General features: G+C 38.0%; 22 protein-coding genes. 20 read left to right on the top strand and 2 right to left on the bottom strand.

Annotation, left to right across the window (positions count from 1 at the left end; all coding sequences use genetic code 11):
- Positions 1 to 157 precede the first annotated feature (157 nt).
- From TY15_RS12975 to TY15_RS12895, 18 genes are all read left to right on the top strand, one after another.
- Positions 158 to 502 (top strand): nucleotide pyrophosphohydrolase, encoded by a 345-nt coding sequence (locus TY15_RS12975; RefSeq protein ID WP_040208377.1) that lies wholly within the window; start codon positions 158 to 160, stop codon positions 500 to 502.
- Positions 503 to 508: 6 nt separating this feature from the next.
- Positions 509 to 1,312 carry a 4-hydroxy-tetrahydrodipicolinate reductase gene (gene dapB, locus TY15_RS12970; protein WP_040208378.1) on the top strand — a complete coding sequence of 268 codons (804 nt, stop codon included), beginning with the start codon at positions 509 to 511 and terminating at the stop codon, positions 1,310 to 1,312.
- Between the two features lie 10 nt (positions 1,313 to 1,322).
- Positions 1,323 to 1,742 (top strand): methylglyoxal synthase, encoded by a 420-nt coding sequence (gene mgsA, locus TY15_RS12965; protein ID WP_040208381.1) that lies wholly within the window; start codon positions 1,323 to 1,325, stop codon positions 1,740 to 1,742.
- The gene (gene bshB1, locus TY15_RS12960; RefSeq protein ID WP_040208383.1) at positions 1,732 to 2,442 is read left to right on the top strand and encodes a bacillithiol biosynthesis deacetylase BshB1; all 711 of its coding nucleotides are present in this window, start codon (positions 1,732 to 1,734) and stop codon (positions 2,440 to 2,442) included. The genes mgsA and bshB1 overlap by 11 nt, the downstream gene beginning before the upstream one ends.
- A 3-nt stretch (positions 2,443 to 2,445) precedes the next feature.
- Positions 2,446 to 3,573: an N-acetyl-alpha-D-glucosaminyl L-malate synthase BshA gene (gene bshA / locus TY15_RS12955; RefSeq protein ID WP_040208386.1), complete on the top strand. Its 1,128-nt coding sequence runs from the start codon at positions 2,446 to 2,448 to the stop codon at positions 3,571 to 3,573.
- Positions 3,574 to 3,585: 12 nt separating this feature from the next.
- Positions 3,586 to 4,785 carry a CCA tRNA nucleotidyltransferase gene (locus TY15_RS12950; RefSeq protein ID WP_040208388.1) on the top strand — a complete coding sequence of 400 codons (1,200 nt, stop codon included), beginning with the start codon at positions 3,586 to 3,588 and terminating at the stop codon, positions 4,783 to 4,785.
- The gene (locus TY15_RS12945) at positions 4,770 to 5,747 is read left to right on the top strand and encodes a biotin--[acetyl-CoA-carboxylase] ligase (protein ID WP_040208390.1); all 978 of its coding nucleotides are present in this window, start codon (positions 4,770 to 4,772) and stop codon (positions 5,745 to 5,747) included. Before TY15_RS12950 ends, TY15_RS12945 begins: the two co-directional genes overlap by 16 nt.
- A gap of 272 nt (positions 5,748 to 6,019) precedes the next feature.
- Positions 6,020 to 6,856 (top strand): 3-methyl-2-oxobutanoate hydroxymethyltransferase, encoded by an 837-nt coding sequence (gene panB / locus TY15_RS12940; RefSeq protein ID WP_040208392.1) that lies wholly within the window; start codon positions 6,020 to 6,022, stop codon positions 6,854 to 6,856.
- A complete protein-coding gene (panC, locus tag TY15_RS12935) occupies positions 6,853 to 7,701 on the top strand; it encodes a pantoate--beta-alanine ligase (protein ID WP_040208393.1) in 849 nt (282 codons plus the stop codon). Before panB ends, panC begins: the two co-directional genes overlap by 4 nt.
- 26 nt (positions 7,702 to 7,727) lie before the next feature.
- A complete protein-coding gene (gene panD / locus TY15_RS12930; RefSeq protein ID WP_040208394.1) occupies positions 7,728 to 8,111 on the top strand; it encodes an aspartate 1-decarboxylase in 384 nt (127 codons plus the stop codon).
- Between the two features lie 259 nt (positions 8,112 to 8,370).
- Complete coding sequence (gene dinG, locus TY15_RS12925; protein ID WP_040208396.1) at positions 8,371 to 11,172, top strand: ATP-dependent DNA helicase DinG; 2,802 nt, start codon at positions 8,371 to 8,373, stop codon at positions 11,170 to 11,172.
- 48 nt (positions 11,173 to 11,220) lie between these two features.
- Positions 11,221 to 12,072 (top strand): ComEC/Rec2 family competence protein, encoded by an 852-nt coding sequence (locus TY15_RS12920; protein ID WP_042374540.1) that lies wholly within the window; start codon positions 11,221 to 11,223, stop codon positions 12,070 to 12,072.
- Between the two features lie 129 nt (positions 12,073 to 12,201).
- Positions 12,202 to 12,372 carry a YpmA family protein gene (locus tag TY15_RS23675; RefSeq protein WP_074432810.1) on the top strand — a complete coding sequence of 57 codons (171 nt, stop codon included), beginning with the start codon at positions 12,202 to 12,204 and terminating at the stop codon, positions 12,370 to 12,372.
- Between the two features lie 13 nt (positions 12,373 to 12,385).
- The gene (locus TY15_RS12915) at positions 12,386 to 12,859 is read left to right on the top strand and encodes a cell wall elongation regulator TseB-like domain-containing protein (RefSeq protein ID WP_040208397.1); all 474 of its coding nucleotides are present in this window, start codon (positions 12,386 to 12,388) and stop codon (positions 12,857 to 12,859) included.
- Positions 12,860 to 12,891: 32 nt separating this feature from the next.
- Positions 12,892 to 14,079 (top strand): pyridoxal phosphate-dependent aminotransferase, encoded by a 1,188-nt coding sequence (locus tag TY15_RS12910; RefSeq protein WP_040208478.1) that lies wholly within the window; start codon positions 12,892 to 12,894, stop codon positions 14,077 to 14,079.
- Positions 14,080 to 14,220: 141 nt separating this feature from the next.
- Positions 14,221 to 14,919, top strand: coding sequence for a DnaD domain-containing protein (locus TY15_RS12905; protein ID WP_040208398.1), 699 nt, complete (start codon positions 14,221 to 14,223; stop codon positions 14,917 to 14,919).
- Between the two features lie 194 nt (positions 14,920 to 15,113).
- The gene (gene nth, locus TY15_RS12900) at positions 15,114 to 15,776 is read left to right on the top strand and encodes an endonuclease III (RefSeq protein WP_040208400.1); all 663 of its coding nucleotides are present in this window, start codon (positions 15,114 to 15,116) and stop codon (positions 15,774 to 15,776) included.
- On the top strand, positions 15,769 to 16,131 hold the full coding sequence (locus TY15_RS12895; RefSeq protein WP_052353770.1) for a YpoC family protein: 363 nt from the start codon (positions 15,769 to 15,771) through the stop codon (positions 16,129 to 16,131). The genes nth and TY15_RS12895 overlap by 8 nt, the downstream gene beginning before the upstream one ends.
- A gap of 174 nt (positions 16,132 to 16,305) precedes the next feature.
- On the opposite strand, the gene TY15_RS12890 is transcribed toward TY15_RS12895, so the two are convergent.
- Both TY15_RS12890 and recU read right to left on the bottom strand, forming a co-directional pair.
- The gene (locus tag TY15_RS12890; RefSeq protein ID WP_040208403.1) at positions 16,306 to 18,927 is read right to left on the bottom strand and encodes a PBP1A family penicillin-binding protein; all 2,622 of its coding nucleotides are present in this window, start codon (positions 18,925 to 18,927) and stop codon (positions 16,306 to 16,308) included.
- Between the two features lie 101 nt (positions 18,928 to 19,028).
- Positions 19,029 to 19,631, bottom strand: coding sequence for a Holliday junction resolvase RecU (recU, locus tag TY15_RS12885; protein WP_040208404.1), 603 nt, complete (start codon positions 19,629 to 19,631; stop codon positions 19,029 to 19,031).
- Positions 19,632 to 19,827: 196 nt separating this feature from the next.
- Here recU and TY15_RS12880 point away from each other — a divergent pair, with 196 nt between their 5' ends.
- Together TY15_RS12880 and TY15_RS12875 are read left to right on the top strand one after the other, a co-directional pair.
- Positions 19,828 to 20,805, top strand: a complete 978-nt coding sequence (locus TY15_RS12880) for a DUF2515 domain-containing protein (RefSeq protein ID WP_042374544.1) — start codon at positions 19,828 to 19,830, stop codon at positions 20,803 to 20,805.
- Positions 20,806 to 21,146: 341 nt separating this feature from the next.
- Positions 21,147 to 21,416 (top strand): hypothetical protein, encoded by a 270-nt coding sequence (locus tag TY15_RS12875; RefSeq protein WP_040208407.1) that lies wholly within the window; start codon positions 21,147 to 21,149, stop codon positions 21,414 to 21,416.
- Positions 21,417 to 21,422 lie beyond the last annotated feature (6 nt).

Here is a 21,422-nt window from a genome sequence, read left to right as displayed (position 1 = left end):
CTAATTATATCGAATAATAATATCAAGAGCAATCTGAAGTGGAAAAGAGTCAATATGAGTCGAAAACATTTGTAAAACAGGCTTAATTTAGCTAACATAAAAAAGGAATATAATTATTTTGGATTGTAGAGATTCCTAAAAAATGAGGTGAGGTAATATGAAAAATGGGAAATCGATAAAGGACCTTCAAGATGAAGTCGATACATATATAAGTCAATTTAAGGAAGGCTATTTTAGTCCTCTTGCCATGCTTGCAAGATTGACTGAGGAACTTGGAGAGTTGGCAAGGGAAGTGAACCATTATTATGGTGAGAAACCGAAAAAATCGACAGAGACAGAAAAGGCAATTGAAGAAGAACTTGGAGATCTTTTATTTGTCATCATCTGCTTTGCCAATGCCTTAAATATTGATTTAGAAGAAGCTCATGATTATGTCATGAATAAATTTAACTCTCGAGATAAGAACCGTTGGACAAGAATAGATCAAGAAAAAATGGAGTGAAGAAAAATGAATTTAATTAAAGTTATCATTGCTGGTCCTCGTGGTCGGATGGGGAGTGAAGCGGTTAAATTGGTCACAAACACAGCAAATTTTGCCCTAGTTGCCGTTATTGACTATAAATATGATGGAATGATGCTGAGTGATGTGGAAGGCTTTCAATCCATTTCTAATGTGCCGATTTATTCGAAAATCGAAAAGTGCCTTCAAAACGTTGAGGCTGATGTCCTAATAGATCTAACAACACCAGAAGTGGGGATGCATCATGCACGAACTGCCTTAGCATATAATGTTCGTCCAGTGGTAGGGACTACGGGTTTTTCGAAAGAAGATTTAATGGAGTTACAACAGAATTGTACTGAAAAAGACTTAGGCTGTATTATTGCTCCCAATTTTGCTATTGGTGCTGTCTTAATGATGAAGTTTTCGCAACTGGCAGCAAAATATTTTGCTGATGTTGAAATCCTTGAAATGCATCATGATCAAAAACTTGATGCCCCTTCTGGGACTGCTGTAAAGACAGCAGAAATGATTGCCGAAGTGAGAGAAACTAAAAAACAAGGTCATCTAAATGAAAAAGAAACCATAAAAGGTGCTAGAGGAGCGGATTTCGATGGTATGCATATCCATTCTGTCCGCTTACCAGGATTAATCGCTCATCAACAAGTTCTATTCGGGTCCGATGGGCAAACACTTACGATTCGGCATGATTCCTATCACCGTGGCTCCTTTATGTCTGGAGTAAAGGTTGCTGTTGAAACCGTCATGAAGCAAAATACGTTTGTTTATGGACTTGAAAATATATTAGATTAGGGGTCAGTTTATGAATATTGCATTAATCGCTCATGATCAAAAGAAAAATGATTTAGTTCAATTTGTAACAGCCTATCAAGCGATATTTGCTAAACACACACTGTTTGCGACAGGGACAACTGGATTAAGAGTTAACGAGGCAACAGGATTAAACGTGACACGATTTAACTCCGGACCACTTGGTGGAGATCAAGAAATAGGCTCTATGATTGCGAAAAATCAAATGGACGCCATTTTCTTCTTTCGTGATCCTTTAACCGCTCAGCCCCATGAGCCAGATGTGACTGCCCTTGTCAGACTTTGTGATGTTTATGCTATTCCGCTTGCAACGAATATGGGGACAGCTGAATTATTAATAAGAGGACTTGAACTAGGGTTGTTAGAATGGAGAAATGTAGTTAAAAAGAATGGTGACATTAATGAACGATAAGAATTTACATATTTTAGCTTTCGGTGCCCATGCCGATGATGTAGAAATTGGCATGGCTGGAACAATTGCGAAATTGGCTGCAGAAGGTAAGCAAATTGGTATTTGTGATTTAACCGATGCGGATCTATCCTCAAATGGGAATGTAGCGTTAAGAAAAGAAGAAGCAGGAAAGGCTGCTGAAATTTTAGGGGTCTCTACGCGCAGCTCACTTGGGTTCCCAGATAGAGGCCTTTTTCTTAAAGAAGAGTACATACAACAGGTAGCAAGTATTATTCGTGCATCCAAGCCAAAAATTGTGTTCGCACCTTATTTTGAAGATCGTCATCCAGATCATGGAAATTGCGCACGACTCGTTGAGGAGGCCGTATTTTCTGCTGGTGTAAAAAAATATAAAACGGATGAAAATAACGAGCCGCACCGCGTCGAAAAACTATATTTTTATATGATAAATGGTTTCCATCAACCGGATTTTACCGTTGATATCTCCCTATTTATCGAAAAAAAACTTGCTGCATTACGTGCCTATAAAAGTCAATTTGAGTTATCTGAACAAAGTTATAATACGCCGCTCGTAAATGGCTATATTGAGACAGTGGAGGCACGTGAAAGAATGTTTGGAAAAATGGTGGGAGTCTCCTTTGCAGAGGGCTTCAAGACAAAAGTACCGCTTCTTTTGAAGCATGATTTGATGGGAGAATAATGAATGAAGAAGCTTAAAATTGGAATTACTTGTTATCCAACCGTGGGTGGTTCTGGGGTTGTGGCAACAGAATTAGGAAAAATGATGGCTGAAAAAGGACATGAAATCCATTTTATCTCTTCCAGTCTCCCATTTCGCCTAAATAAAATGTACCATAATATCCACTACCATCAGGTTGAGGTAAATCAATATTCTGTTTTTCAATATCCTCCCTATGATATAGCTTTGGCAAGTAAAATGGCTGAGATAGCAAACCGGGAGAAATTGGACATTCTGCATGTCCACTATGCAATTCCCCATGCAGTTTGTGCCATCCTAGCCAAACAAATGTCAAATAGAGATTTGAAAATAGTTACCACTTTACATGGTACCGATATTACTGTATTAGGATACGATCCATCATTGACGGATGCGATAAAATTTGGAATAGAAAAATCAGATGCCGTGACGGCAGTTTCTAATGCGTTGGTTAATCAAACCTATGAACTCATCAATCCGGATAAGCAGATTGAAACGGTTTATAATTTTATTGATGAACGGATCTATCATAAGATCGATACAACATCCTTAAGAGAACAGCTTCAGATTAAAGATGAGGAAAAGGTAATTATCCATGTTTCAAATTTCCGGGCGGTTAAGAGGGTAACGGATATCGTTAATACCTTTGCAAGAATATCCGCTTTCATGCCTGCAAAATTATTATTGGTAGGTGACGGGCCGGAAATGACCATTGTATGTAAATTAGTCAGACAGCTAGGAATTGCGGAACAGGTCATCTTTCTAGGCAAACAAGAGAATCTCGAGGAATTGTATTCTATTAGTGATCTGATGTTGTTACTATCGGAAAAAGAAAGCTTTGGCCTAGTTGCTTTAGAGGCGATGGCATGTGGCGTTCCCTGTATCGGGACAAATGTTGGCGGAATGCCAGAAGTGATTGAACATGGCGTTTCAGGATATATTTGTGATGTAGGCGATATTGATGATATCTCTCAAAAGGCTATTTCTCTTTTAAATGATTGCGACCTTCATCAACGTTTTTCTTTGCAGTCATTAGAGGTAGTTAAGACAAAATTCAAGGCAGATCAAATTGTCGAACAATATGAGCAGCTTTATTGGAAGCTGCTGAATTAAGGTGAATGAGAAATGAATGAACCTTTTTTATCAGCCATACCTGTGTTAAAACGACTTGAGGATTCTGGCTACGAGGCATATTTTGTAGGGGGATCTGTGAGAGACTACCTTTTGAAAAGGCCGATTAGTGATGTTGACATTGCTGTGTCAGCAACACCAGAGGAAGTAAAAAAGATATTTCCAAAAACGGTTGATATCGGGATTGAGCATGGAACGGTTCTGGTCTTAATTCATAATCATTCCTATGAAATTACGACCTTTCGGACAGAAGGAGAGTACCAAGATTATCGCAGACCAAAAGAGGTCGCGTTTATACGAAATCTTAATGAGGACTTGCAGCGTAGAGATTTTACCATGAATGCTATGGCGATGGATCGCTATGGGACGCTCATAGATCCATTTAATGGCCAGCTTGCAATTAAAGAAAAGATGATTCAAACGGTTGGTTCTGCTACTGAACGTTTCCAAGAAGATGCATTGCGAATAATGAGAGCGGTTCGATTTGTCAGCCAGCTCTCCTTTTCGATAGAAGCTGATACACTAAAGGCATTAACAAAGCTAGTTCCGTTACTGCAAAATATCGCGATAGAACGGAAGCGAGTTGAGTTTGAAAAGTTACTTGTTGGTGAAAATTGTCATAAGGCAATGGAGATCTTACTGGAAACAAATTTATTTTCTTTTTTACCAGGTTTAGAAAATCAGAAAAAGCTGATTGAAGGATTGATGGCTTATAATACAAAGAACCTAAGTAAAAAAGAAATGTGGTCTTTACTTCTATTTTGTCTAAATTTACACGGAAAAGCAATTGAGGTTTTTTTGCGAAACTGGCGCCTTCCTGTTAAAGACATAAAGGAAATTCAGCAGATCGTCGAGTATTTAGAAAAAAGACTCGAACAAGAATGGTCTGTTTATGATTTATATACCGCTGGCAGGAATACTGTAACCTCAACTGAAAAACTTCACGATGTGATAAAAGGTTTGACTGGGTTGCAGTCTCAACAACAATGGTTGAACCTTTATGATGCCCTTCCCATTAAACAGCGCTCAGACATATCTGTTACAGGTGGGGATTTAATGGAATGGTTTCAACGACATGGTGGACCATGGTTAAAAGAGACCATTTTGAAAATTGAGTATGCCATATTAATGGGTGTAGTAATGAACGATAAACAGAAAATTAAGGAGTGGCTAATGACGTGCAGTCAGAACTAAGAAAAAAACTGCTCGATGCCTTTACAAATGCTGGTGAAGCCTTTTTATCTGGACAATATTTAGCCGAATTAATTGGCTGCTCAAGGACGGCTGTTTGGAAGCATATAGAGGAATTGAGAAAAGAAGGCTTTGAATTAGAGGCAGTTAGAAATAAAGGTTATCGAATTATAAAAACACCGGAAAGTATAACAGCAGATGAAATCAGACTTGGCTTGACTACGAATATTATCGGTAGCAACATTTATTATGAAGAGAGTGTAGAATCTACACAAAAAATTGCTCATCACCTTTCCAGTGAGAATGTTCCAGAGGGAACCGTAATCATCGCGGAAGAACAACGCTCAGGGAAGGGAAGAATGAACCGAACATGGTATTCTCCAAAATATACTGGCATTTGGATGAGTTTAATTCTTAGACCTAATATCCCCCTTAACAATGCGCCTCAATTGACACTTTTAACAGCTGTGGCAATTGTTCAAGCAATCGAAGAGGAAACGGGCCTGCAGACTGAAATAAAGTGGCCAAACGATATTTTATTGAACGGAAAAAAAGTAACGGGCATTTTAACGGAATTACAAGCTGAAGCGGATCGAATCCATTCCATCATTATTGGGATTGGCATTAATGTGAACCAAAAGATGGATGATTTTCCAAGTGAATTACAAGATAAGGCCAGTTCACTTTCAATTGAAAAAGGGGAGGATATCTCTCGATCTGGATTAATCCGCTGTATATTCAAGAACTTCGAAAGGTTATATTTGCTTTACTTAGAACAGGGTTTTTTCCCAATAAAGCTTTTATGGGAAGGGTATGCAATCAGTTTGGGTAAAAATTTGAAAGCAAGAACTTTAACAAATGTAATTGAGGGTAAGGCATTAGGAATCACCGATGAAGGTGTATTAAAGCTAGAAGACGAAACTGGGTTTGTTCACCATATTTATTCAGCTGATATAGAGGTATGAAGATCGGTTATGCGGTTCAATCCATATGCCGTTTATGCTTGCGCTTTTCTTGAAATTTGCTATAATTTTCTTGGGCAGTATCTTCTTAGAACTGCACCTTTTTGTAGAAAAATGACAATTAAAAAGGTTTCTGCCTAGATCCGTACTACGGACCGGGACAGAGGGATGGAACATGCAATGAGTAATAAAGATCCTCTGCCTTCAGAAGGATCTTTTTTTATTTGCTTGCAAATGGTTTTATTACCTCTCCCATATCAAAAGGAGGGAAAATAATGAAGCAGACAACGGATTTCTTGAAAATGAAGGAAAAAAATGAAAAGATCGTCATGCTTACAGCCTACGATTATCCGTCCGCAAAACAAGCTGAACAGGGCGGCGTTGACCTTATCTTAGTAGGTGATTCACTCGGAATGGTCGTGTTAGGATATGATTCTACCATCCCAGTCACTCTTGAGGATATGATTCATCATACGAAAGCAGTTAAGAGAGGAGCAAAAGATACATTTATCGTTGCAGATTTACCGTTTTTAACCTATCATCTTTCCGTCCGAGATACCTTACTTAATGCGGGAAGACTTATCCAAGAAACGGGAGCACATGCGGTTAAGGTTGAAGGAGCAGATGAAGTCATTGACAATATCGCTGCTTTGACAAAGGCAGGCATACCGGTGTGTGGACATTTAGGGTTAACGCCACAATCTGTGGGGGTTTTAGGCGGTTATAAAGTGCAAGGAAAAGATGCTCAAGCGGCTAAAAAATTAATTAATGATGCCAAAAGGATAGCCGAAGCTGGGGCTTTTGCGCTTGTTCTTGAATGTGTGCCGAAGCAACTAGCTGAGGAAGTCTCAAAGTCGATCACTATCCCTGTCATCGGAATTGGGGCAGGACTTAATGTTGACGGACAGGTGCTCGTTTATCATGATATATTAGGGTATGGTGTCGAGCGAGTTCCAAAATTTGTGAAGCAATATCATGCTGTTAATCCATTTATGCTTGAATCGATTCAGGCCTATGTCAATGAGGTAAGATCCAAGCAATTTCCGGAAGATAAACACTCTTTCACCATGAAGGATGAAGAATTAAAAGTACTTTATGGAGGTAACAAATGAAGCTCATCACTACCATAAAGGATATGCAGACTGAAATTAGCAAACAAAAGGGACTGGGGAAATCAATTGGCTTTGTCCCAACAATGGGATTTCTCCATGAAGGTCATTTAACACTGCTCTCTCATGCGAGAAAGGAAAATGATATTGTCGTCATCAGCATCTTCGTCAATCCTTTACAGTTTGGTCCTAGCGAGGACTTTTCTACTTATCCTCGTGATTTTGATCGGGACAGTGCTTTAGCAGAAGCAGAAGGGGCAGATTACCTATTTTATCCGTCAGTGGAGGAAATGTATCCTCATGAACCGTCCGTTAAAGTGGTTGTCCAAGAAAGGACGGATGTATTGTGTGGCAAATCACGCCCAGGGCATTTTGATGGCGTTGCAACGGTGATTACGAAGCTATTTCATATTATGATGCCGACTAGAGCCTATTTTGGGAAAAAGGATGCTCAACAGGTAGCTGTGATTGATGGGTTAATCACGGATTTTCATTTTCCCATTCAATTAGCAGCGGTTGATATTGTCCGCGAACCAGATGGCCTTGCCAAAAGTTCACGTAATGTCAATTTACTCCCGGAAGAAAGACAGCAAGCAACGGTCCTATTTAAAAGCTTGCAAATGGCTAAAAAAGCGGTTGATAAAGGGGAACGGAGCCCAGCAAGACTTAGTAACTTGGTTAGCGAAGTGATTTCTAATGATTCTAATGGACAAATCGATTATGTCGAAGTACTTTCTTATCCACAGTTAAAGCCATTGGAAAAATTAGCTGGTACCATTATCATTGCTCTTGCAGTAAAATTTTCTAAGGTTCGCTTAATAGATAATTTTATTATTCATATAGATTAGAAAGTGGCAGCAGAGGAGGAATACACATGTTTCGTACGATGATGAATGGCAAAATCCATCGCGCAACAGTAACAGAGGCTAATTTAAACTATGTCGGCAGTATAACGATAGATGAAGATATATTAGATGCTGTAGGAATGGTCGCAAACGAAAAGGTACAAATTGTCAATAACAATAACGGTGCCAGACTGGAAACATATATTATTCCTGGTGAAAGAGGGAGCGGGGTTATCTGCTTAAATGGTGCGGCGGCACGACTTGTCCAACCAGGAGATATCGTCATTATCATCTCTTATGCACTGGTGCCTGCAGAACAGGTCAACACACATACTCCTAAAGTAGCGATCATGGATGAAAACAACCAGATTAAAGAACTTCTCCATGCAGAACCAGCACTAACCATTATGTAAAACCCAAATAATTAGGGATTTAAGACTGTAGACAAACTCAAGGAATATCAAGTTTGTCTACAGTCATTTTTTTATTTAAAAATATAATATAGTAAAAACTGTCTAATTAGATTTGCGCTGCGAGTGGACGCTTTCCGCGAGGCTTATTTTAAATTTGTCGAGACAATGGTAGAATTTGAACCATATAAGTTTTTTTTCTTTTACATTTTTAAGACTTATGTGATACCGTGTAATGAATGAAAGTTTGGGGTGTTATAAAATGATAAATAAATTTGTTGTCATCGATTTGGAAACCACAGGAAACATTCCAAAAAAAGGCGATAGAATAATTCAATTTGCTGCGGTTGTCATTGAAAATGGAAAAATTACAGAAGAATTCTCTTCACTTATCAATCCACAAAAACCCATACCTGTATTTATTGAGGAATTGACAGGAATTAATGATGATATGGTAAAGGATGCACCATTGTTTTGTGATATTTCAGAGAAGGTGAAAGCCTTGCTAGATGGAGCATACTTTGTCGCACATAATGTACTTTTTGACTTATCATTTCTTCAAGAAGAATTACTTCAAGCTGGATGCGAAGGGTTTTATGGATCTGTTTTAGATACAGTTGAAATGGCCAGAATCCTTTATCCCACCGCTGATGGTTATAAACTTTCCGATTTAGCAGAAAAAGAAAACTTACAACATGATCGCCCCCATCAGGCTGATAGTGATGCATTGGTGACCGCAGAATTATTCTTGATCATGTTAGAGCAATTAACCTTATTACCGTACATAACCCGTCGACAACTATGCCAGTTGGCCGGAGGACTAAAAAGTGATCTGCAACAGCTTCTAGATGAAATCAATCAAAGATTACACAAGCATAAAGAGGAAATACCAGATTCAATTGAGATTTTTAAAGAAATGGCCTTAAAGAAAGTGGTCGTTGTAGATGATCCTCACACTGAGCAAAAAGAGGTACAGTACCCTTTAAGTGAAGAGGATAAAATAGAGGTCATCAAACATGGCTTTCAAGTTTATGAGAAAAGGTCTGGACAGTTTAAGATGATGGACACGGTCTATAACGCCTTTAAAAGTCAAAAGCATACATTAATAGAGGCTGGAACGGGTGTTGGTAAATCACTTGGATATTTACTGCCCATCGCTTACTTTTCCAAACAGCGAAAGACGCCAATAATAGTTAGTACCCATACTATTCAGCTTCAAGAACAAATTTTGACAAGGGAAATCCCACTATTAGCTACTATCCTGCCTTTCAAAATTAGTTCGGTCCTCCTAAAAGGCAGGAATCATTATTTAAGTTTAGCAAAGTTCCATCAAACGCTACTTGAAGAGAACGATAATTATGATACTACGTTAACCAAAATGCAAATTCTTGTTTGGCTGACTGAAACAGAAACCGGTGATAAGGATGAATTGAATCTGTCAAGCGGCGGTCAAATTTTTTGGAATAAGATTAAGGATGAACCGAATGTTTATAAACAAAATCAAGAATGGCAAGAAAAAGATTTTTATTATAAAGCAAAATCTAAAGCAAATAATGCTGACATTATCATTACCAACCATTCATTACTATTAAGTGATTTAAAAGGGGAAGGATCGATATTACCTGCTTCTGATTATGTCGTGATAGACGAAGGACATCAGTTTGAAAAAGTAGCAAGTCAGTTTTTTGGCTATTCTTTGGATTATCTATCAACACGGCTACTAATAAATCAATTGGGTCTTTACGAACAAAAACAGCTCTTTTATGAATTGGAAACATTCCTTTCTACTATGCCAAAACATGCCGCAAATTTGCTTCAACGATCTGAGTTAAATCAACTGGTGGTAGACGCAACCTATGAAATGGATGAATTCTTTAAATTGATTGCCCTTTTTGCGAAGACAAAGATTTCTAATAAAAAGGGACCTAACCGGATAAAAGCGCGGTTTTCTTCATCAGAAAACGGAAGGGAAAAGAAGGCACTTGTCCACAGTGCCGAGAGGTTTGTTTTTTTACTAAAGGATATTAACTCTGCAATCATTAAACGTCTTGACTGGATTCAACAAGAGAAACCGCTATTAACGACTGTGGAAGTGACTAAAATTGAAGAAATTTCTAGTTTTTCAAATGAATTAGAGCAGCTTCGAAAGACTGTGATTAGTTGTTTTATGGCGGAGACGAAAGATGTTAAATGGATTGAAATGGATATTCGGTCTCCGCAAAATATTACAACATTTTTGGCCCAGCCAGCAACAGTGGCAGAACAATTAAAGGAGAAATTTTTTCAAACAAAAAAAGCAGTTGTCTTAACATCTGCAACCTTATCAGTTAATCATTCATTTGATTATATCATGAGGGAAATCGGACTTGATACTGACACAACCCTTCAAATGACGATTCCGTCTCCATTTGAATACGAGAATCAAGTTCAGCTTCTCATCCCCGATGATTTGCCGGAAATTAATAGTGTGACATTGGATGAATATGTGATCGCTATTACGGAACATATTATCACAATTGCTGAGGCGACAAAAGGAAGGATGCTTATCCTATTCACAGCCAATGATATGCTGAAGAAAACGTATGAATTAATAAAGGAAAGTGGTTTCCTTAATGAATATGTCTTGATTGCCCAAGGAATTACAAGTGGCAGCCGGACAAGATTGACAAGGAATTTTCAGCGTTATGAGAAGGCCCTATTGTTGGGGACAAGCAGCTTTTGGGAAGGGGTTGATATCCCAGGAGAGGATTTGTCCTGTCTTGTTATCGTTCGTCTCCCATTTAGTCCACCAGGTGAACCATTGACAGAAGCAAAATGCCAATTAATTGTTGAGCAAGGAGGAAATGCCTTCTCTGAATACTCGCTTCCAGAAGCCATTCTCCGGTTTAAACAGGGATTTGGCCGCTTAATACGAACAGAAACAGATCGTGGTGTTATAATCGTATTTGATCGAAGAATCGTGACAACAAAATATGGAAAGGCCTTTTTAAAATCGATTCCTTCAGTACCAGTTAAAAAAGGAATAATGGATGAATTAGTGGAGTTTATTCATAATTGGTTATGATAATACTTGGAGATGACACACCCTAAAAATTTCAGGGGAGGCCAGTGTATGAAAATATTGCTCTTCTGTTTGGCTCTTATTATTCCTAACTGCATGATGGCAAGTGCTGAATCATCTTTACCTAGCCAAGTTGAGAATATTGATTTAAACATTCACGATCATCAAGCAGTGGTGACTTTTTTAGGTCTTTCTGTAGGCGAAGCGACATTAATTCAAGGCCCAAATGGTGAATCGATTTTGGTTAATATTGGTGGGAAGGGAACCATTAGAGAACTAGAAAGATGGCTTTCACTTTATGATGTGAAAGAAATTTCAACCCTAATGCTAACAAATGATGGCTCAGACCCTTCATACAATGACCTGAAAAAGCTGATCGATAAGTATAATATTAAGGAAATCATCACGACTCCTGTCATTTTAAGCCAATTGACAGAGCAGATGGATCAAGCAACCCCAATTCCACTCCATATTTGGAAAGAAGGTACAAAGAAAGAACTCCTTCCTGAGTTAGTTGCAGAAGTTCAGTTCAGTGGAAATGAACAAAATGAAGGGATGGATTTGCTGTTGAATTTTCATAGGCACCACATTTTTTTGATGACTTCTTATAGCAATCGTTCGGAGCAAACGCTTCTAAAGAAGAATCTTAAGGATATCCATGTATTAAAAATCCCATATAGTATTCATGAAAAAGCACTATCTGATCAATTAATTCAGACACTTAATCCAGAAATTTCTATTTTTTTTGCCGCGGATAAGAATCAACGAAATGAAAAATTACTTCATGAATTGCATGGGATATGGTCAGAAGTGTATGTACCAAAAAATCATGGAACGGTTACGATAAAATTTACAAAAACCAATTATGAAGTCATCACAGTCCATGGAGAGGACGAAGAATAATGCGATAACCTTAATAAAAAAATCACAAGTTTTGAAAAAGATTATCAGCAAATTGTGTTCTATCCTGTTATAATTATGAGAAAGATTCTTCACAATGCAAAGTTTTTGTATGAAAAAGGAGAAATATGGATGGAAAGTAAAATAGAAGTATTATCAACAGTTAAAATTCAATATAGTTCGGATTTATATAAAATTGTTGATGCGCTAAATCGAACTTTAAAACAAAAAGATCTCATGTTTGGACTTGCCCTTGATAAAGCTGATCAAAGTAAAGCAATTTTCACCATATATCGTACATAAAGAAGTGATTTGAATGAAAAAATGGATTATTGGATTTGTAATATTTATAGTTGTTATAATCGGGATTGGGACAAAAATCTATTTTTCTGCCTTAGATCCTGTTAAGGCTGCAGAAAAGAAAGCTGTTGCACGTGCGAAAGAGGAAATTCAATTGCAAAAGGTGCAGGATTTTCATATTTATAATGGCCTAGAAACAGTTAATGTGATTGAAGGGAAAAATAGCAAGAATGAAAATATAATTGTCTGGATTCCTGAAAGCAGTAAAAAGATTTTTGTGAAAAAGGCAACAGATGGTATTTCAAAAGAGGAAGCGATACAAAAATTACAGCAAGAAAAAAATCCAAAGGAAATTATTTCAGTTCGACTTGGAATGGAAAAAAATATTCCATTATGGGAAATTTATTATCGTTCTGAAAATAATTTAATAAATTATTACTATGTTCACTTCGAAACTGGAGAGTGGCTTAAGAAAATTGAAAATCTATAGAGTGGTTTGAGATGGGAGGAAGAGGGATGGCTGTGAAACTAGCAAATCGGGTGATGGCACTAACTCCATCATCAACGTTAGCAATTACCGCAAAAGCAAAGGAATTAAAGGAACAAGGTGAGGATGTCATAGGGTTAGGAGCAGGTGAACCTGACTTTAATACGCCTCAACATATTATTGATGCCGCATTAACTTCGATGAATGAGGGACATACAAAATATACCCCATCGGCTGGGTTACCGGCATTAAAGAAGGCGATTATCAATAAGTTTGAGGTGGATCAACAGCTAACTTATAAACCCAATGAGATTATCGTTGGTAATGGAGCAAAGCACGTTCTATATACCTTATTTCAGGTTCTTTTAAACGATGGTGATGAGGTAATCATTCCTACCCCCTATTGGGTAAGTTATCCCGAACAAGTCAAATTAGCAGGTGGAGTACCTGTTTATATCGAGGGAAATGAGCAAAATAATTTTAAAATTACCCCTGACCAATTAAAAAATTCCATAACAGACAAAACAAAAGCTGTTATCATTAATTCGCCGAGCAACCCAACCGGAGTCTTGTATACTGCTCAAGAACTTTTAGAGTTGGGGAAAATATGTGTAGCGGAAAATATCTTCATTGTCTCGGATGAAATTTATGAAAAGCTTGTTTACTTTGGGGCACAGCATGTTTCCATCGCACAACTTACTCCAGACCTTAAAGAGCAAACGATTGTAATAAATGGAGTCTCAAAATCGCATTCTATGACAGGCTGGAGAATTGGGTATGCAGCCGGCAATAAACAGGTGATTGAGGCAATGACCAATCTTGCAAGTCATAGTACATCAAATCCAACAACTACTGCCCAGTACGCCGCTATCGCAGCTTATAATGGTACTCAAGAGCCGGTAGAAGAAATGCGTCAAGCCTTTGAAAAAAGGTTGGAAATTATCTATGATCAATTGGTTTCTATTCCGGGCTTTACATGTGTAAAACCCCAAGGAGCTTTTTACTTGTTCCCAAATGTGAAGCAGGCTAGTGAAATGATAGGCTTTAACCAAGTGGATGATTTTGTAACGGCATTACTGGTAGAAGCTAAGGTTGCGGTTATACCTGGCTCAGGCTTTGGCGCACCAGAAAATATTCGCCTATCTTATGCAACATCTTTAGAACAATTAGAAAAAGCAGTTAACAGGATTCACCAGTTTGTGGCTGCTAGAATTCAAATTTAACAGAGAAAAGATATTTTTTCATAAATAAGATACAAAAAGTCTGCATAATGCAGGCTTTTTGATTTCCTTTCCAAAGATGGATGCCTATTACTCTTACTCGAATAGAATGTTCATGTTATACTAATCAGGAGGTGTCCAAGAATGAAATCAAATATTTTAGCATGGCTCCAGGAAGGGACCATAACGATTCCAACATTATTAATTTCCGAATATCGAAATCTCCAATTGAATGAAACTGAGTTAGTTCTCTTACTAAATATCCTATCCTTTATCGAAAAGGGAAATGAATTTCCTACACCAGAAGAGCTTTCAACAAGAATGACAGTTTCAATCTCAGACTGTAACGAATTGCTTAGAAGATTAATTCAAAAAGGCTTTTTAGAAATTATTGATCTATATTCTAATGATGGTATCCGATTCGAAAAATATTCAGTAAACCCCTTTTGGGAAAAGTTAGTGGACCAATTTTTACTCAAAAATAAAGTTACCAAACAAATCGAAAAGAAGTCGGATGAAACAGATCTTTATACTTGTTTTGAAAAGGAATTTGGCCGCCCCTTATCCCCGTTCGAATGTGAATCTCTTGGAATGTGGATGGATGACGATCACCATGATCCGGTTATTATCAAAGCTGCTCTACGTGAAGCCGTTATGTCAGGGAAATTAAACTTTCGCTATATTGATAGAATTCTCTTTGAATGGAAGAAAAATGGAATTAACACCCTTGAACAAGCGAAAAACCACGGTCAAAAATTTCGTCAAAAACAAACTCCAAAAGGACATGTCAAAGACGAAACACATCAATCTGCCGTCCCATTTTACAACTGGTTGGAGCAATAAGATGAAACTTCCATCATTGGGAGTCTTTTTATTGTTGTTGGTGGAAAAAATATAGAAACGAGAGTTTTTTTCTTGTTTATTTTATTTCATAGGCTCTGTTCAAGCACATGGTTAATTTTGTTCCTAAGGTGATTGGGGCTTAAGTCAGCAGCCATGTTTAACAGAGCAATTTCATAAAGTAGTAGGTGATTGGTTTGCTAAATAATTCGCAAGTCCGTTATTGTCTAGATGAAATGGGCAAGCTGTTTCCAGAAGCTCATTGTGAGTTGAATCATTCGAATCCATTTGAACTGGTCATTGCTGTTTCGTTATCTGCGCAATGTACGGATGTCCTCGTGAATAAGGTGACAAAAGATTTATTTCAAAAATACAAAAAACCAGAAGATTATTTAAAGGTTCCACTTGAGGAACTTCAAAATGATATTCGTTCTATTGGACTTTACCGAAATAAAGCTAAAAATATACAAAGCCTTTGTCGAATGGTTTTAGAGATATATAACGGAGAAATCCCGAAGGATCGGGATGAGCTAACGAAACTACCAGGGGTAGGTAGGAAAACAGCGAATGTCGTCGTGTCAGTTGCCTATGACATTCCGGCAATAGCAGTTGATACACATGTGGAACGAGTGAGTAAGCGCCTTGGTATATGCCGGTGGAAGGATTCTGTACTAGAAGTAGAGAAAACGTTAATGAAAAAGGTACCTAAAGAGGAGTGGTCGGTAACCCATCACCGGTTGATTTTTTTTGGTCGCTATCATTGTAAAGCTCAAAATCCACAGTGTACAACTTGTCCATTACTAGAGCTATGTAGAGAAGGAAAAAAACGTATGAAGGGGAAGGACACTGTCAATGGATAGACGAGCAGAGACAGTTGAAAATATTTTACGGGAATGGGAAGGAATAAAGGCACAAATTGAGCCTTTATTCCGGGAGCGTGACCACAACAATGTAAAAGAATGGATGGAAAAGGGAATCTCCATATTCAAACAATTTTTGTGTTTTACAAATGAGGAAACCCCATCACAATCTGAGCAGATTCCATACCATCAATTTCATTTTAAACCAGTTAATATTGAAGAAAGATTGAGTTTTATTATTTCTAGGCCGAATCTATATCATTCCTATCGCCAACTTTCTGAACTAATGGTGGAACAACAAAAGCAATTTGTGAAAAGTACTATCATAAAAAAATCGTCTAGGCCACATGCCTAGACGATTTTTTTAGCAGATAGGAAAGCATAAATTTTGACTTTGATAATTGTCCAGCTCCAGGCGCCATCGGCTCGAGGTCACAAGCCAATCCGTCGAGAAGGTTAAAGAACAACCTTCCCGCCGGCGCGTCTTGTGCTGGTCCCTGATAGGCGGGCGCCTTGCGCTTTTCTTATATTATCGGTTTGATTCATTTTCCCGCGATCCGGTGTTTTGTCCACCTGTTGGTGTGACGGGAGTAGCAGGTGGAGTGGTCCCGCCTTGATTACCTCCACTATTGCCATTGTCATTCTCATTTCCAGTACCATTTTCATTTCCAGTACCATTCTCATTTCCGGTGCCATTCCCATTTTCATTTCCGGTACCGGTACCGTTACCGTTCTCATTTTCGTTACCATTCCCACTTTGATCTCCTTGGTCATTATCTACTTCCTCTTTTGGTATTTCAATTGAAGTAGTAACAGGATCACTCTTTTTATCCCCACTCAAGGCAAAAATAGAAAAATTGTATTTCTCTCCAGGAGTAGCTGGAATCGTTAAACTGTTTTCAGTTTGAACCAGATGCTTCGGTTGTGAAGGATTGTCTATTGTGATATCAAACTGTATATTTTCGTTTGTGGGATTATTATAATTCCACGATAAAGTGATATTTTTATTAACTGGGTCGAACTTGGCTGAGAGATTTCCGGGTGCACCAAGCTTATTATACTTCTCAGATACCTTCTTAGGGGCATGACCTTTAACAGCATATTCAATAGATACTTGACTATCAGGAGTAAATTCACTGGCCAACACTGGTGGCATTGTCCCTTTTTCAATTCTAACTTTTTGCACACTATTAGGCATTGTGAAATCAGGAGTATCGACATCCTTAGACATATAAGCCAATAAATTCTTAAAGATTAACTGTGCGATTCTTTGATTGTTTCCAACTGCCGTAATTGGTGTTTTTCGGCTCTCGTAGCCGGTCCATACTGAGGCAGTATAATTGGTTGTGTAGCCAGTGAACCAAGCATCAGGTACGGAACTACTTTTTATATTCAATGTTTTTAATTCATCATCGGTATAGTTTGTCGTTCCTGTTTTACCAGCGATCGGAAGTCCAGGTACGCTAGCCTTCGTTCCAGTCCCAGGAGATTGGAGTACACTCTTTAACATATCGGTAACCAAGAAGGCAGTAGAATCTTTCATCACCACTTTTGGTTCAGGTGCTGTTTCAATCACCGTTCCGTCACGTAAGGTTATGCTCTTAACCGCATGTGGCTTGTTATAAAAACCGTTATTACCAAATGCCGAGTAGGCACCAGCCATCTCAAGGGGAGACACACCTACCGTTTTACCGCCCAATCCTCCAATAGCATAAGATTCGTAAATCTCTTTTAACGGGATGCCTAGATTCACGGCAAAATCTTTCGCCTTATCGAGACCAACCTGTTGAAGGGCCTGAACGGCTGGCGAATTTCGCGATAATTGCAATGCAGAACGAATCGTCATGGGTCCTTTATAATTTTGGTCCCAGTTTCCAAATTTCTTCCCAGAGGAATACGTGATGGGTTTATCCTCGATCATCTCATACGTGCCCCAATTCAAATATTCAATCGCTGGGCCGTAATCAAGAATAGGCTTGATCGTGGATCCAGGCTGCCGCTGGAGGTCTATGGCATAATTAAATCCACGGCTAACCTGTTGATTCCGACCACCTCCGATTGCACGTATTTCACCTGTTTTCGTATCTAGAAGAGCAATTCCTGCTTGGAAAGCTTCATCAGGATAATTAATGATTTCGGATGAATTAAGCATCTTATAAACATAGGTTTGGGCATCTTTATCTAACGTCGTATGAATGGTTAGACCATCTGTGAAAATATCAAAATCCGTTGTTTCCTTTACTTCATCAATGACAGCATCCACAAAAGAATCGAAAGGCTTTACATCAACTGTTCGTTGATCTTCCTTCAAAACTGTCGCTGCAACAGAAACTTTTTTAGCATCTTCCATTTCTTGTTTTGTAATAAATCCATGTTGTTCCATTAACGTTAAGACAATGTTGCGTCGTTTTTCCGCCAAATCTGGATGTGTAAAGGGATTATAATTATTTGGACTTTGCGGCATACCAGCGATTTGTGCCGCCTCGGCTAAGGTTAAATCTTTTAATGGTTTTCCATAATAGATTTTTGCTGCAGTAGCAAGTCCATGACTATTCTCAGATACGTATACTTTATTTACGTACATTTCAAAGATCTGATGTTTTGTGTATTGCTGTTCGAGCTGATAGGAGAGCCATGCTTCTTGTACTTTACGCTTTAATGTTTTTTCCTGGGTTAAAAATGCATTTTTAACCACTTGTTGCGTAATGGTACTGCCGCCTTCTGCTCCGAATCCTCGTTGAAAATTAGCGAGAACGGCACCACCAAGACGAATTGGGTCGATTCCATGGTGTTTGTAAAAGCGATAATCTTCTGTTGCTAAAACCGCATTTTCCAAGACCTTTGGGATATCCTCATAGTTTACATATTCTCGATTTACCGCACCAACTTCGGCTATCTGTTTATCATTTTTATCTAAAATCTTCGATGGGATGGGATCTTTTAATAATTTTGGATCAAGTTTGGGAGCATCCTTAACTAAATAGGCGAAAGTACCCAATCCTGTAAGTATTCCAACGATCCCGAGGACCACAAGACTAAGAAAGATTTTTTTGAAAAGGCCTCCGGATTTTTTCTTAGCTTTTGGCTTTTGCTTACCTTTGGATTGGAGTTGCTTTCGGCGCTCCTCTCTTGATTGATACTGGTCAGACATAATAAACTTCCTTCCTTTCTACTTTCTCAATGATAAGAAAGTACACTACGCTTCTTCAATTAATAGTAAGTTCCTGGACCAATGGATGGTAAGACCTTATCTTATAGTCTATCTATTACTTTAATATAGTCAATTCTGGGCTGAAATCCAAGCGGGATATGATGACCATTTTGTTCAATTTCTTCTTTTGTCATTGATTTTCTGCCCCCATTCTTCATTCTCTCCCAAAACATCAATAGATGCTTAGCCTCAAGTAAATAAACGTGCTCAAATCTCGTAAAGCGAAGAATAACAAAGCAAGTGCCACCCTGGTTCAAAACCTCTTCCATATGCTGGATCTGATGCTGATGGAAATTCTTTAAGGGAAATGAAGTGGGGTTTTGGGTTTCTTTTGCTTCAAAATCTATATACTTTCCTTTATACACTCCGTTATAATCTGTAGTCGATGCTAATTTAAAGTAGGCTTCCTTTATAACGGCAGCACTACGATTCGGATAATCAACCTGGACGATTTGAACCGGTGTAGGCTTTTTATGTATGACAGCAATTTTTCTCTCCCGGTAATATTCATTGGTTTCATTTAAATCTTCTTCAAGTGTCATACCTCTGTTGCTGTAGGAACCATTTTTCTTCGCTTTGATCGAAAATTCACTCTCACGTTCTTTCGGTTTAAACTTTTTTCCATTTGGATAGTTTACAGTCATGTTATACACCTCTCAAGCTATCCCTTATCATAACAAATCTTAACGAAATGGGTGTGTATAAAATAGATTTGTTTACACACTCTAATTATAATTGTAACGTTAAAGACCAATATAAGCATGATTCATTTTTCGTAAAAAAGGGCTCAAATCTTGTTACTCCTACACTACTAAAAATTGAGGGAAGAAGAATATGAATATGAATCATCTTACGATACAGGAACAAGCAATCATTCGTCAAATACTAAAGGAAACAAATAAAAGAAATAAAGATAATATTTCAAGAACGGACGCCTATTTTACCTATTTTAAAAACCATCCAGATATTATTTGGTCATTTTTGGCGAGTATGGTATCAAGAAATGGGGGATGGAATATGTGTGATCTAGAAGGGTCCATTTTCCCCCGCCTTTTGGATGCCAACATGAGAAAACAACTTTTCCTAACATATGAACGAGCAAACTGGCTCATTTTTCATGATGTGTTTCCCCAATTATTGCTCTATCAATATTCGACGAAAATAAATCGACCAATGTTTCATTTACTTCCTTATTTAAATGTTTCTGCATTTATTCAAAAAGAATGGCAGCATTTTTGGAAGGGAAACGATAAACAAAGGTTAACCACGGCATTAATTATCAATGAGCAAAATGTAATCCAAACTCCTGTCATTGAACATCCTGTTTATAAAAAAAAGGTATTTCATTCCCTGATTTTTTCCTTCCAAGACTGGCTTCATTTCAGTTGCGTCCTGTTTCCAACCTGTGGTGGAGAAGTGTATGGCGCTAGTGTAAATGGATTTAAGACTTTATCAAAAAGAATCAACTTAGGGAAAAGGCTAGCACATATTCTGTTTCAACCCCGGTTGTTTCCGTATTTTTTTGAATTTGCCGAGAAGACGACCCATACAGGTTCAAGAAATGACTATGAACAATATTTTAAAATAAAGACTGGTAGAAAAACGCCATTGCTACGAACGACCTTTCCTATCATAGAACATCATCAGAATCAGTATCAAGATTGGAGTAAGCAACGAAAAATTTCACCTATGTGGTTGCATTTTCCTGTCCATCACCGGCACCCCATCCATCTTACGGACTGGTATTTTTCTAAATTAAATCAACTGCAGTTATTAGTATCATTCCAAAAGACATTACAGTTAGAAAAATGGAAATAAAAAAGCAAGGAAAGGTCTCCTTGCTTTTTGGTCTGATTTTCACTCAGCGGGACGATTTGGTCCTTCAAGTTTTTTATCACCATAGCCTGTTTTTTTTTCAACTTCAGATTGTGTTGATTTGTTTGGTTGATTTTTCTTTTTAGACATTAAAAACACCTCCTATCCTAGCATGTGCCGTTTTCCATTTTTTCATGCGGTAAAAGGTCTTGTCGAAAGGGATTAGAATCATGCAGATTTGACACTTTCTTTGACGAACTTCTTCTAGTTTTGTCAAGGAGGGAGGAGGCAGATGAAAGGAAGAGAATAATACCTAATAGATAATCGCGAGGAGGGTTTTGAAAATGAATAAGGCATTGTCCGAAAAGGAAAAACTGCTTATGATGCTGACAGGTATTTACGATCAATTGGAAGAATTGGAGTCGGTTCTTGAAGCATCATTCTCCGATCTTCGCACTAGTTTAAACCGGGAGGAAGAACAAAAATTAGTAGAACCAGTTCAAAGACTGTCAGAACTTGAACGAAAGTGTGCAAGTACAGACCCATTTGCTGATGGAGAGTTTTCGGATTCTACATTAAGTCATCAACCCTTAAAACTTGAATTAGGATTTTAATTAACG

Source organism: Neobacillus jeddahensis (genome assembly GCF_000612625.1).
In the GTDB taxonomy this organism is placed as follows: domain Bacteria; phylum Bacillota; class Bacilli; order Bacillales; family Cytobacillaceae; genus Neobacillus; species Neobacillus jeddahensis.
The sequence above is the reverse complement of the archived record's forward strand: the minus strand, read 5'-3'. Positions and strand labels throughout refer to the sequence as shown.